The organism is Pseudohaemophilus paraphrohaemolyticus, assembly GCF_003253115.1.
GTDB classification, from domain to species: Bacteria; Pseudomonadota; Gammaproteobacteria; order Enterobacterales; family Pasteurellaceae; genus Haemophilus_A; species Haemophilus_A paraphrohaemolyticus_A.
This window is the reverse complement of record NZ_QEQF01000010.1, coordinates 51263-64919: the sequence shown is the minus strand read 5'-3', so window position 1 is coordinate 64919 and position 13657 is coordinate 51263. Positions and strand designations below refer to the sequence as shown.

At 41.8% G+C, this 13657-nt stretch carries 12 protein-coding genes; 4 read left to right on the top strand and 8 right to left on the bottom strand.

The annotated features are described in order from the left end of the window. The 3 genes from DPV92_RS08915 to rpiA form a co-directional block, all read right to left on the bottom strand. Positions 1 to 1509 carry a sodium-dependent transporter gene (locus DPV92_RS08915; protein WP_111354570.1) on the bottom strand — a complete coding sequence of 503 codons (1509 nt, stop codon included), beginning with the start codon at positions 1507 to 1509 and terminating at the stop codon, positions 1 to 3. 336 nt (positions 1510 to 1845) lie between these two features. Further along, positions 1846 to 3075, bottom strand: coding sequence for a phosphoglycerate dehydrogenase (gene serA, locus DPV92_RS08910; protein ID WP_111354569.1), 1230 nt, complete (start codon positions 3073 to 3075; stop codon positions 1846 to 1848). A gap of 84 nt (positions 3076 to 3159) precedes the next feature. After that, complete coding sequence (rpiA, locus tag DPV92_RS08905; protein ID WP_111354568.1) at positions 3160 to 3819, bottom strand: ribose-5-phosphate isomerase RpiA; 660 nt, start codon at positions 3817 to 3819, stop codon at positions 3160 to 3162. A gap of 251 nt (positions 3820 to 4070) precedes the next feature. Between rpiA and DPV92_RS08900 the strand changes: the two genes are divergently transcribed. The 4 genes from DPV92_RS08900 to DPV92_RS08885 all read left to right on the top strand — a co-directional run bounded on the left by DPV92_RS08900 (position 4071) and on the right by DPV92_RS08885 (position 7647). Then, complete coding sequence (locus tag DPV92_RS08900; RefSeq protein WP_111354567.1) at positions 4071 to 4694, top strand: PepSY domain-containing protein; 624 nt, start codon at positions 4071 to 4073, stop codon at positions 4692 to 4694. 91 nt (positions 4695 to 4785) lie between these two features. After that, positions 4786 to 5451 carry a response regulator gene (locus tag DPV92_RS08895; RefSeq protein WP_111354566.1) on the top strand — a complete coding sequence of 222 codons (666 nt, stop codon included), beginning with the start codon at positions 4786 to 4788 and terminating at the stop codon, positions 5449 to 5451. Positions 5452 to 5485: 34 nt separating this feature from the next. Further along, on the top strand, positions 5486 to 6865 hold the full coding sequence (locus DPV92_RS08890) for an ATP-binding protein (protein WP_111354565.1): 1380 nt from the start codon (positions 5486 to 5488) through the stop codon (positions 6863 to 6865). 89 nt (positions 6866 to 6954) lie between these two features. Beyond that, complete coding sequence (locus tag DPV92_RS08885) at positions 6955 to 7647, top strand: FtsZ/tubulin family protein (RefSeq protein WP_111354564.1); 693 nt, start codon at positions 6955 to 6957, stop codon at positions 7645 to 7647. 62 nt (positions 7648 to 7709) lie between these two features. Here the strand turns inward: DPV92_RS08885 and glmM are convergent, their stop codons facing one another. The 5 genes from glmM to ftsZ form a co-directional block, all read right to left on the bottom strand. After that, positions 7710 to 9041: a phosphoglucosamine mutase gene (glmM, locus tag DPV92_RS08880; protein ID WP_111354563.1), complete on the bottom strand. Its 1332-nt coding sequence runs from the start codon at positions 9039 to 9041 to the stop codon at positions 7710 to 7712. A gap of 9 nt (positions 9042 to 9050) precedes the next feature. After that, positions 9051 to 10577 carry a threonine ammonia-lyase, biosynthetic gene (gene ilvA, locus DPV92_RS08875; RefSeq protein ID WP_111354562.1) on the bottom strand — a complete coding sequence of 509 codons (1527 nt, stop codon included), beginning with the start codon at positions 10575 to 10577 and terminating at the stop codon, positions 9051 to 9053. Positions 10578 to 10700: 123 nt separating this feature from the next. Further along, entirely contained in the window at positions 10701 to 11303 is a 603-nt protein-coding gene (gene slyD, locus DPV92_RS08870) for a peptidylprolyl isomerase (protein WP_111354561.1), read from the bottom strand. 169 nt (positions 11304 to 11472) lie between these two features. Next, a complete protein-coding gene (gene lpxC / locus DPV92_RS08865; protein ID WP_111354560.1) occupies positions 11473 to 12393 on the bottom strand; it encodes a UDP-3-O-acyl-N-acetylglucosamine deacetylase in 921 nt (306 codons plus the stop codon). A 26-nt stretch (positions 12394 to 12419) separates the two neighbouring features. Beyond that, a complete protein-coding gene (gene ftsZ, locus DPV92_RS08860) occupies positions 12420 to 13649 on the bottom strand; it encodes a cell division protein FtsZ (RefSeq protein ID WP_111354559.1) in 1230 nt (409 codons plus the stop codon). Between the last annotated feature and the right edge of the window lie 8 nt (positions 13650 to 13657).

The following is a 13657-nucleotide window of genomic DNA, read 5'->3' as shown; positions in this document are numbered from 1 at the left end:
TTATTCCTCCACGTTAAATTCAGGTTCGTTTTTCCACGGTAAGCGAGAAAGGATAAACGCCACGATGACTAAGAGAATTGCCATTCCCCAACCGAAGGTATCTACGAACCAGCTTGGATAACCTTCGTAGCCTTCAGTAAATACTTTTACACCTTCGCTTAACAACATAAAGGCAAGTACTCCCGTGGTGACGATTACGCATAAACGCCAAATTGTGCCCACTTTAAATGATGAAGTTTTGTTAATGTGGTGACCTAATGTGCTAAGTTTGCCATTCGCTACAATTGCAATTAAGGCAGCAAAAGCGACCGCTACAATACCAAAGTAGTTCACAAATTTATCCATTACATCCAACATCGGTAAGCCTGTTGTGGTACCGAATAAGATCACAGAGACGATCATCATTGGCACGCCAACCAGGAAAGTCGCAGTTACACGCCCCATTTTGAGTTTGTCTTGAATTGAAGCAATAATTACCTCAATCACTGAGATAAATGAAGTTAATGCCGCAAAGGTCAGTGAACCAAAGAATAACACGCCTAAAACCGTGCCCATTGGCGCTTCGTTAATGATGGTTGGGAAAGCGAAGAAGGCTAAACCGATACCACCTTTCGCTACCTCACTTACTTCTTGACCTGCAGCCGTTGCCATAAAGCCAAGCGCTGCGAACACACCGATACCTGCTAACACTTCAAAACTTGAGTTTGCAAAGCCAACCACTAAGCCTGTGCTGGTAAGGTCTGAATCTTTTTTCAAGTATGAAGAGTAGGTTACCATAATCCCGAAACAGATTGAAAGCGAGAAGAATATTTGCCCATAAGCTGCAATCCATACGCTTGGATCTGCTAATTTTGACCAATCTGGCGTGAATAACGCATCTAAGCCTTTCGCTGCTCCTGGTAGCGTTAATGAGTAAACCACGAGTGCCACGAACATCACCACCAATACTGGCATTAAAATACTTGAGCTTTTTGCAATCCCTTTTTGTACGCCAAGGGCTAATACTAATAATGCAACAACCCAAACGGCAATCAATGGGCCTGTTACTAAGCCAACGAAATCAAAGCTCACGCCTTGTGCAATATCGCCCATTTTAAGGAACTCACCGACGAAGAAATCAACAGGTTTATCGCCCCAAGTTTTGCTAAATGAAAAGAAAGTATAAATCGCTGCCCAGCCGAGTACGACGGCGTAGTATAAGCCGATGATGACGTTTACCATTACTTGCCACCAACCAAACACTTCAAAGTGTTTATTTAAGCGACGGAATGAGAGTGGTGCGGCGGCACGATGGCGATGACCAATCGCAAAGTCCAAGAAAAGTAGCGGAATCCCTGCGGTTAAAAGTGCCACGATGTAAGGAATGATAAATGCACCGCCACCATTTTCATAAGTGGTATAAGGGAAACGCCAGATGTTCCCTAAGCCTACAGCTGATCCGATGGCTGCCATAATAAACGCTTGGCGACCTGAGAAGGTTTCGCGTTTGTGGGTAGTTTGATTAGACACGGAAAAGTTCCTCTAAAAAAATTAAAAATGCAAACAGTTGCTTGAGATAAATCAAATAAGTTGCGAATAATTCGCATAGCGTGAAGAATATGCCTAAGTAATCAGAAAGTAAAGAAGAGAAATATAAAATTTTCACGTGAAATTAATGAAAAGAGCAGTCTTTTATTCTATATTAATGTCTTTAATATGGATATTTATACTGATTAACTTGAAATTTTAGTTTTTTAAATAAGTGCCACATTCAAAAAACAGCACGAAGATTTGTTTTAAAAACTAAGTAAAAATGAATAAAAAAACGGCTGAGTAGTACTCAACCGTTATATTCAAATTAGAGAACTAGTAAAGCACACGCGCTTTAATTGTACCGTCAATCTCTTTCAAGCGTTTTAGTGCTTCTGAGCTGTCTTCAAGCTGAACATCTATTACTACATAACCAATTTCTGGATCTGTTTGTAAATATTGACCAGCGATATTCACGTTTTGATCCACAAACACTTGGTTGATTTTATTTAGAATACCTGGTTTGTTTTGGTGAATGTGTAATAAACGTTTCGCATTGTTGTTGGCTGGGAGTGATACTTCAGGGAAGTTTACTGCCGATAAGGTTGAGCCGTTATCGGAGTATTTCACAAATTTATTTGCCACTTCTGTACCGATATTTTCTTGAGCTTCCGCCGTTGAACCACCGATGTGTGGCGTTAAGATAACGTTGTCAAATTTACGTAATGGCGATTCAAACGGATCGTTGATTGATGCTGGCTCAACAGGGAATACATCAATCGCTGCACCGCGTAAAGTGTTCGCTTCTAAACGATCCGATAAGGCATCAATATCAACTACCGTGCCACGTGCAGCATTCACTAAAATTGAGTCGTTTTTCAATTTCGCAATACGCTCTGCGTTCATTAAATTCTTGGTGGAGGCATTTTCTGGCACATGTAAAGAAATTGCATCACAACTTGCAAGTAATTCATCCAAACTTGCAACTTGTTGAGCATTGCCAAGCGGTAATTTATTTTCAATGTCATAGAAGTAAACCTGCATCCCCACCGCTTCAGCAATAATGCTTAATTGTGAACCAATGTGTCCGTAGCCGATAATACCCAATTTTTTGCCACGTACTTCATTTGCACCCGCAGCCGATTTGTTCCACACGCCGCGATGTACTTCCATATTCGCTTTCGGTACTTGACGCATTAACAAGATGATTTCTGCCAACACTAATTCCGCCACAGAACGGGTATTTGAGAACGGTGCATTAAACACAGGGATACCACGACGTTTCGCTTCCGCTAAATCCACTTGGTTAGTACCGATACAGAAACAGCCTACCGCCACTAATTTTGGGGCGTGTTCTAAAATCTCTTTGGTTAAATGTGTGCGCGAACGAATGCCTACAAAGTGTGCATCTTTAATTGCTTCGATAAGCTCTTCGCCATCTAGTGCTTTTTTGTGATACTCAATGTTGGTGTAGCCTGCCGCTTTTAATACTTCCAGTGCGTTTGGGTGCACGCCTTCGAGTAATAAAAATTTGATTTTTGATTTGTCGAGAGAAACTTTAGCCATAGTTATTCCTTATATTTTGTTTAAAGTGAAAAACAAAAAGCGGTGCGATTTCGCAAAACTTTTGCAAAAATCCACCGCTTGACCTTATTCAATAATTTTTGCCCCTTCAGGCGTGCCGACAATCGTGACGTTCGCGAAACGTTGCGCAAAAATACCGTTGGTAACCACACCAGCGATATTGTTGATGGTGTGTTCCATTTTAAGTGGTTCAAAAATTTTGAAGTTGTGTACGTCTAAAATTACATTACCGTTATCTGTTACCACGCCTTCACGCCATTCAGGAGAACCGCCAAGTGCAACTAACTGACGAGCCACATAAGAACGAGCCATCGGAATTACTTCCACAGGCAATGGGAAAGTTGAGCCAAGCATATCCACTTGTTTTGAACTATCCACGATACAAACAAATTTTTTCGCTAAAGAGCTCACAATTTTTTCACGGGTTAATGCTGCCCCACCGCCCTTAATCATTGCACCTTGCGGGGTAATTTCATCTGCACCATCGATATACACATCTAATTCCACAACGTCATTAGCACTAAACACTTCAATGCCCAACGCACGTAAACGCTCTTCTGAAGCTTTCGATGCTGCCACTGCACCTTTAATTTCATCTTTCATTGAAGCTAATTCATCAATAAAGCAATTCACGGTTGAACCGCTACCCACGCCAACGATGGTATCTGGTGTCACAAATTTTAGTGCTGCTTTCGCTGCAATTTTCTTCATTTCTTGTTGGTTCATTACGTTTTCCTATTATTGCTTTAAAGATAAAAATTGGTCTCATTGTGTGCCAAAGAGCAAGCTAAATCAAGCGGTAATTTTTCATAAGTCATTTGAAAATTTTTCTAAAAATAAAAAATTTTGTTTTGCTAATTTTACGCTAATTTTTCCTCTCTAGAATACACACCATCAAGAGCAGAGATGCTTTTGGTCATAATGATTTTAAACTCTATAAAAATAAACTATTTTTACATGCTTATAAGGAGCAACTTATGAAAAAATCAGTAAAAACTTTAGCAGCAACATTATTAACAGGCGTCATGGCTTTCGGTGCAATCAATGCAAATGCAATGTCTCCAAAAGATCAAGACGCTTTTGATAAAGCTAAAATCACGGCAGCGCAAGCATTATCTGCAGCACAAGCAAAAATCGGTGCCGATGCGAAAGTAAAAGGTATCGATTTTAAACATCACTACTTTGGTAAAGATCATTTTGAAGTTGAAATGTTTGCTAACGGTCAAAAACAAAAAGTGGCAGTGGACGCAGCAAGCGGTGATATTTTAGGTGTGGAAAGCAAAGCCTCTAAAACAGTGAAAGTTAGCCCAACAGCAGATATTGCACCACAAGTGAGCTTTGCTCAAGCAATGGACGCCGCAGTGGCAAAAACTGGCGGTAAAGTGGCAGAAGCCGACTTAGAACATAAACGTGGCACATTATTCTACAAAATCGAAACCGTAAATAACGGTGTGGTTTATAAAGTTGCGATGGATGCAAACAGCGGGCAAATTATTGACATGCCACAAAAACATGAAGGTAAACATCATAAACACGATCGCTTTGAAAAAGGTGAACGTCACGAACATCATCAAAATGAAGGCGGTTTCCGTCAAAACTAATCTTATCTTCGCATTGTGCGATGTTGGGCGGATGTATTTCCGCCTATTTTTCGATAAAATCTCGTCAATTTTTTAATCCTTCATTTTTACTATGCGAATTTTATTGGTCGAAGACGACAAAATGATTGCAGAAGCAGTATCGAACGGCTTGAAAACTGCCCGTTATGTGGTGGATTGGGTAAATAACGGCAATACAGCGGAACAAGCATTAAACAGCCAACAATATGATTTGGTGTTGCTTGATTTGGGTTTACCAGGGCAAGATGGTTTGCAAGTACTGAAACATCTCCGACAAGAAAAAAATAATACGCCTGTGTTGATTGTCACAGCACATGATGATTTGGATAGTCGCTTGGCAGGCTTAGATGGCGGGGCGGACGATTACATTATTAAGCCTTTTGATTTGTCCGAATTACTTGCCCGTATTCGCGCTGTCCTGCGTCGCCAAAGCGGACAAAGTACGCCATTGTTAAGTAACGGTGCAATCACCCTCAATCCGACGAACTACCAAGTTACTCTCGCTGATCAACCGACGCCAATTGAGCTCAGCAACAAAGAGTTTGCCATTCTACAAGCCTTGATGACAAGACCAGGGATTATCCATTCTCGTGCAGACTTGGAAGATAAAATCTACGCATGGGGCGATGAAGTGGAGAGCAACGCCATTGATTTTCTGATTCACGCCTTACGCAAGAAAATCGGTAAAGAGTATATTAAAAATGTGCGAGGCGTGGGGTGGTTGGTTTCTAAAAATTAGTTATGCCTAGGATAAAGTGACCCTAAGAGGAAAAATGAAAAACTCAATCCAACTCAAACTTACCTTAGCTTTCACCGTCCTTTTCACTGTGGTGGCAGGCATTGCGGGCGGTGTTTCGTTCTACGATACTTACCGCGAAACGTACAAACTGCAAGACGATATGTTGGTTCAGCTTTCGGGCTTCGTCAATTCTGTGGAAAATCCAACCGCACTTTCGGGGGATTTTCGCCCACCACGCGATAACGATGCACGAATTTATATGCATTTTGAGCGAAACGGCACTCATACAGAAAGTCTTCCACCGAATTTTCCACAGCAAATGGAAGATGGTTTCCATACACTCAGAAAAGATGGCAAAAAATACAAAAGAGTCAAACCGCACAAAGAAAAGCGCTTTTGGTTTACGTTGAAAAACGCCGATGATTTATACCGCACTTACGTTCGTAACACACCCAACGGCAAGATTATCATCACCCAAGAAAATGAATATCGTGAAGAACTGGCATTCCGTAGTGCATGGCAGAGCGTGATTCCGCTGATTGTGTTGTTGCCGTTGATTATTTTGCTGACTATTTGGATTGTCCGTCTTGCAATGAAGCCTGTAGACAGACTTTCTCACAAGCTGGAAAAACGCCACGAGCAAAATCTTACACCATTGCCGACGGAAAAAATTCCGAGCGAAATTCGCGGATTTGTGGTGGAAATCAACCGCTTGTTGGGGCGAACAGATGAATTTATTCAGCAACAAAAACGCTTTATTGCGGATGCATCACACGAATTGCGTAGTCCGATGACTGCATTTTCCTTGCAAGTGGAGCAACTTGCTCATCAAGATTTACCTGCTGAAGCCAAAACTCAACTGATCCAAGTGAAACAAGGTATTCAGCGTAGTCGTAACTTACTAGAACAGCTGCTTTCATTGGCTCGCATTCAAAATAACAAAATGGAAAATCACACCGATTTCAACGTGCAGGATATTTTCCGCAGCGTAATTGAGGATGTGCTGCCACTTGCCCTCGATAAAGATCAGGATTTGGGCGTAACGAACGATCAAGCAGTCAATTTCCACGGTTCGGAAACGGAACTCTACCTGCTCGTTAAAACGTTGGTGGATAACGCTATTCGCTACACACCAAAGGGTAGCCAGATTGATTTAAGTGTCAAAGAGAAAGACGGCAGCGTTCAGATCTGCGTAGAAGATAACGGCAACGGCATTCCACCAGAAGAACGCCAACGTGTACTGGATCCGTTCTACCGTATTCTTGGCACAGAACAACAAGGCTCTGGCTTAGGCTTGGCGATTGCTGAGGAAATTGTGAAAAATTATGGTGGAAAAATTGAATTAAAAGATTCAGTGAGTTTTGACACGGGGTTGCTAGTGGAGGTTAAATTACCAACAAGCGGTCAAATTTAGGAAATTTTTTGTAAAAGTGATTAAGGCGACATAATTTGTCGCTTTATTTCGTTATACTCCACACAGTTTAAATCAATAGGAGAATAAAAATGTTTGCGACAATTTTTGAAGAACAAAATGATTATTTTGGCTCACTTATCATTAAAGACGAATTTGGCAATAAAGTGGTCAATAATTTAGCTTCGCCCATAGGAAACGTGGATTTTAATATCTTAAAGCTAGAAGAGGTTACAGATCTGTCTGATAACGTTATAACTTTTGTTATTGCTGATAATCTCACTGAAGCGGAATGGGCAAAAATTCGCTCTGCTACCTCAAGCAGCATTTTTGTGATTGGTTGCACTTCACCAGTTCAAGAGCCTCAAGCCGATAGCAGTTTTATCTGTGAAACTTCGCCTGAATTATGTATCCAAACGCTTATATCAATGATGAAACTGATTGGCGGAGACGGTCTTGTTATGACGGATTTTACAGATATTAGGCACGTGTTAATTGAATGTGGTCAACAAAACCATGTGATTTATATTGAATCAACACATCCCGAAGAAGCTATAGAGAGGGTATTAAAACAGCTCTCTAGTAAATCTATCGCCTTAGATCAGGTAAAAGGAATATTGCTTAATATAGTAATTGGCGAAGATTTTGAGTTTTCCAATATCCATACCATTATCGAAGGGGTCACGGCAGAAGTTTCTGAAACAACTTCGGTTATTTTCGGTACGACATTCGATGTTAATAAACAGGGGCAAGAATTAGACTTAAATATGATTGTGAGTTATTAAAGGTAAGCGGTGGATTTTGCAATTTGTTTTACAAAATCCACCGCTTATTTTTTATGAAAAGATTAGTTGCGTTTCACCGCTTCCGCAATTTCTTCTGCACAGCTTTGTGCTAATGTTGCATCTTCACACTCTACCATCACACGAATAAGCGGTTCTGTACCTGATTTACGTAACAATATACGTCCTTTTCCTGCTAAGCGTTCTTCTACTGATTTTGCAACAGCTTTTACTTCTTTGCTATTCAGTGGGTTTTCACCGCCTGCGAAGCGAACGTTAATTAACACTTGCGGGAAGAGTGGAACGGCTTTTGCTAATTCGTTTAAGGCTAGATTGTGTTTTACCATTGCCGCTAACACTTCAAGCGAAGCAACAATGCCATCGCCCGTGGTGTTTTTGTCTAACACGATGATGTGCCCTGAATTTTCACCGCCTAATTTCCAGCCTTTCTCTTTTAATTGCTCAAGCACATAGCGGTCACCCACATTGGCACGCACGAATGGGATGGCAAGTTCTTTTAATGAAAGCTCTAAGCTCATATTGCTCATTAATGTACCCACTACGCCACCTTTTAATTTGCCCGCACGTAAAGCTTCGCGGGCCAAAATAAACAGGATTTGGTCGCCATCCACTTTGTTGCCTAAGTGGTCTACCATCATAATGCGATCACCATCGCCATCGTAAGCTAAACCGATGTCCGCTTCCGACTCTTTTACCACTTTTTGAAGCGCGTTGATGTCAGTTGCCCCGCATTTTTCGTTGATGTTTAAACCGTTCGGACGTGTGCCGATTTCGATAACATCAGCTCCTAACTCACGCATTACGTTTGGTGCAATGTGGTAAGTTGCGCCGTTCGCACAATCCACCACAATTTTTAAGCCGTCTAAGCTTAATTCGGATGGGAAACCTGCTTTACAAAATTCAATGTAACGACCTGCCGCATCATTGATTCTGCTCGCCTTACCAAGGTTTGCAGAGTCAACACAATCCATCGGCTCATCTAACATCGTTTCGATTGCTTCTTCCACTTCATCAGGTAATTTTTCACCCACTGATGAGAAGAATTTGATTCCGTTGTCGTAGTATGGATTGTGAGATGCTGAAATCACGATCCCCGCTTCTGCACGGAAAGTGCGGGTTAAATAAGCAATCGCAGGAGTTGGCATTGGACCGACGAACACCGCAGATAAACCCGCCGCGGTTAAGCCCGCTTCAAGTGCTGATTCCAACATATAGCCAGAAATACGGGTATCTTTACCGATAATCACTTTTTTCGTGCCTTGAGTAGCAAGCACTTTACCTGCTGCCCAGCCGAGTTTTAACGCAAATTCTGGGGTAATCGGGAATTTACCTACTTCACCGCGTACACCATCTGTACCGAAATATTTGCGAGACATAAATCTTCCTTATTTTAAAAAGTATTGATAAGCCAAGCTGTCGCTCACGTCTTGGTAGCGATAGCCTAATTGTTCTAAATGTTTGGTTAATTCTGCTTCTGAGCCTGCAGCCATAGGGAATGCGGCTAAAATATCACCGTAGTCCGCACCATGTGCACGATAGTGGAACAACGAAATATCCCAATCAGTTAAGGCTTGTAAGAATTTAAGCAATGCCCCTTTCTGTTCTGGGAAGTCAAAGCGGTAGAGTTTTTCGTTTTGAATACTAGCCGGTCTGCCACCAATCATATAACGCACGTGGGTTTTAGCGATATCATCATCTGATAAATCGCTCACATCGTAACCATTTTGACGAAGCTCTTCGAGAATTTCTGCTTTTTCTTGGCTACCAGAAATACGAACACCTACGAAGATACACGCGTTGGCATCATCTGCATGACGGTAGTTAAATTCTGTCACCGCACGGCTACCTAAAATCTGGCAGAATTTTAAGAAGCTGCCTTTCTGCTCTGGAATGGTTACTGCTAATAAGGCTTCACGTTTTTCACCAATTTCACAACGCTCAGACACAAAACGCAAGGTATGGAAATTAAGGTTTGCACCTGAGAGCACACAAGCTAAATTTTCGCCTTCAATGCCGTGTGCTTTCACATATTTTTTCAAACCCGCAAGCGAGGTTGCCCCTGAAGGCTCCGCCACCGCACGCACGTTTTCAAAAATATCTTTCAATGCCGCACAGATTTCATCGTTATCGACTAAGACAACATCATCGACATATTGTTTACAAATGCGGAAAGTTTCATCGCCGATACGTTTAACCGCAATACCGTCTGCGAATAAACCCACATGATCTAAATCGACAGGCTGACCCGCTTTCAATGCGTAATATAAACAAGCGGAGTCTTTGGATTCCACCCCAATGACTTTAATTTCAGGCAAAAGCTGCTTCACCAACACTGCGATCCCTGCGATCAAACCGCCGCCGCCAACAGGCACAAAAATGCGGTTTAGATCGGAACGTTGTTGAATGAGCTCCATCGCGATCGTGCCTTGCCCTGCAATCACGGCTGGAGCATCAAATGGGTGGATAAAGGTCATATTCAACTCTTTCGAAAGCTCAAGTGCTTTGGCTTTGGCTTCGTCAAAGTTCGCACCATAAAGCAATACTTCTCCACCAAAACCACGCACCGCATCAACTTTAATACTTGGCGTATTTTGTGGCATCACGATTAACGCACGTAAGCCCAAATGTTTCGCTGAAAGCGCGACACCTTGAGCGTGGTTACCTGCAGAAGCCGCAATCACACCCGCTTCTTTTTGAGCTTTAGAAAGATTAGAAATCATCGCAAATGCTCCGCGTAGCTTAAAGCTATGCACCGGCTGGCGATCTTCACGTTTGATGAAAATACTATTTTTTAAGCGTGAAGAGAGCTTGTCCATTTTTTGTAATGGCGTGACTTGAGCGAGATCATAAATATTGGAGGAAAGAATCGTTCGTAAATAATCTTGATAAGATTCAATGGTTGTGCTTGGCATAATGAAATTCCCCGAAAGCAGGAATAAGATTTTTATGATGTAGAGGCGTGTTACGCACGCCCAAATGGTGTATATGATGGAAAAGGGCGTGTTCAACACGCCCCTACATCATAGAATAATCAATTAATGACCGCCACAACCACAGCCGCCGTGACTATGTCCATGATCGTGGTCGTGATGATGGTGATGACCACCGCCACAGCAGCCGTGCCCTTCTTCTTCATCGCTGTCGTGACCACCACAGCCACAACCGTGTTCGTGACCAGAGTGAATGTGACCGTGTGCAATCTCTTCTAAAGTTGCTTCACGTGTGCCCACTACTTCTACAGAGAAGAGTAATTCTTGACCTGCAAGCATGTGGTTACCATCAACCACTACTTCATCACCATCCACTTTAGTGATCACAACAGGCAATGGTCCTAAGTCAGTATCGGCGATAAAACGCATACCCACTTCTAACTCATCTATGCCCATAAATACATCTTTCGGCACACGTTGCACCATATTTTCGTTGTATTCGCCGTAGCCTTCTTCTGGGCTTACACGCACTTCAAAAGTATCGCCAACTGCTTTACCCTCTAATGCTTTTTCTAAACCTTCAACAAGGTTATTGTGGCCGTGTAAGTATTCTAATGGTTGGTTAGCTGGTGCTTCGTCCACTAACACGCCATCTTGAGTACGTACTTGATAAGCAATGCTTGGTACTACGTTTTTAGTAATTTTCATTCAAAATGATCCTTTGTTTATATAAAAAATTAACCGCATTGTAGCGGTTTGTATGATATTTGCAAATTGTTCTATAAATTCGATCGCTTGTAGGGTGTGTGAAATTCATTTTACGCACGTCAATATAGAAAAGCGGGAGTGGATTTTTCAATCCACACACCCTACTATACTAAATAAAAACAAGATCTTTTAAGCGATAACCTTGTGGTACAGTTTCTTTGTCTTCGAAAGTGACAAATTCCCATGCATTTTCATTCGCAAGCACCGCACGGAGTAATTTATTGTTCACGCCGTGACCTGATTTATAGGCTCTGAAATCACCTAAGATATTGTAACCACACATAAAGAGATCGCCGATAGAATCAAGCATTTTATGTTTTACTAATTCATCTTTATAGCGTAAGCCATCTTCATTCAAAATGCGGTAATCATCTAACACGATGGCATTATCTAAGCTGCCTCCTAGTGCTAAACCAATTGATTGGAGATATTCCACATCTTTCATAAAAGTAAAGGTTCTTGCACGGCTAATTTGCTGAATGAAATTTTCGGCTGAAAGATCCATCGCAAAATGGCGTACATCTTTGCTAATCATAGGGTGATTGAAATCAATGGTGAAATCTAATTTTAAGCCATTCGCATAAGGTCTGATTTCTGCCCATTTATCGCCCTCTTCCACGCGTACAGTGTCTTTAATACGTATGAATTTTTTCGGAGCATTTTGCTCTTCGATACCCGCATCTAAGAAAAGATAGATAAATGGACTTGCACTGCCATCCATAATTGGAATTTCAGGGGCATCAACTTCCACGATAAGGTTGTCTAAACCTAATGCTGCCATCGCTGCATTTAAGTGCTCAACGGTTGAAATACGCACACCATCATCGTTGATCATACAAGTACAAAGCTGTGTATCACGAATCGATTCAGCCCTTGCAGGGAAGTAAACTGCAGGTTCTAAATCAGTTCGAGCATAAATAATCCCTGTATTAGCAGGTGCAGGACGCAAAGTGAGCGTCACTTTTTTGCCACTGTGCAAACCAATGCCAGTGACTTTGGTTGCTTGTTTTAGGGTTCTTTGTTTAATCATTTTTTATTCCTCGCAAGCGGTCAAAATTAGTGACCGTTTCGCATAAATCCTGGAATAGCACTTGGTGAGAACATTTGGTTTGGATCAATCGTTCTTGGCTGTTGCGTTGTTCCAGCATTTTGTGGTGCTTGGTTAAAGCCAGTTGGTTGTAGCTGATGAACATAATTCGGGTTTTGCTGAATAGGCTGTTGAGTACCATAACCTACTGGTTTTTGTACGGGTTGCTGTTGTTCAACTGGCATTTGCGGCTGTTGTAACATACCTGTGCGTGGCATTGCTAACTCTTCTGCTTGGCCTAAACCTGTTGCAACTAGCGTTACACGGATTTGACCTTCCATATCAGGGTAGAATGTCGTACCGAAGATGATAGTTGCGTCTGGATCTGCGGCTTCTGTCACATATTTTACGACAGCATCTACTTCGTTCAATTCTAAATCATCACCTGCAGAGATGTTAATTAACACACCTTTTGCACCAGATAAATCTACATCTTCCAATAATGGGCTTGCAACTGCATCCATTGCCGCACGTTCTGCACGACCGTCGCCTTCTGCAACGCCTGTTCCCATCATTGCACGTCCCATCTCAGACATAACTTTTTTGACGTCTGCAAAGTCAACGTTTACCAAACCTTCTTTGGTAATCATATCTGTGATGCCTAATACGGCATTGCGTAAAACATCATCAGCGTAAGCATAAGCTTCTTTAAATTTAATATTTTTAGGAAGTACTTTTAGTAATTTTTCATTTTGGATAATAATGAGAGAGTCTACATTCTTAGACAGCTCTTTAATCCCTTGTTCCGCAAAATGAGCACGTTTTTTACCTTCAAAATTGAATGGTTTGGTCACGATTGCAACAGTTAATGCTTCTTGGCTTTTTGCAATTTCAGCAATAACAGGTGCTGCACCTGTGCCAGTACCACCGCCCATACCCGCTGCGATAAACACCATATCCGCACCGTTGATCATATTACCGAGTGCTTCACGGTCTTCTTCAGCAGATTGATAACCAATATTTGGATCCGCACCAGCACCTAAACCGTGGGTAATGCTTGCACCAATTTGAACGGTGTTGCGAACAGAACTTGAGCGTAATACTTGTGCATCTGTATTTACTGAAAAAAACTCAACGCTGCCGATATCATCTTCTTGACAGCTTCTTACCATATGATTTAAAGCGTTACCGCCACCGCCACCAACACCAACGACTTTAATAATCGCATCAGGCGTCATTTCATAAACTGGTTCAAACATGCTTTACT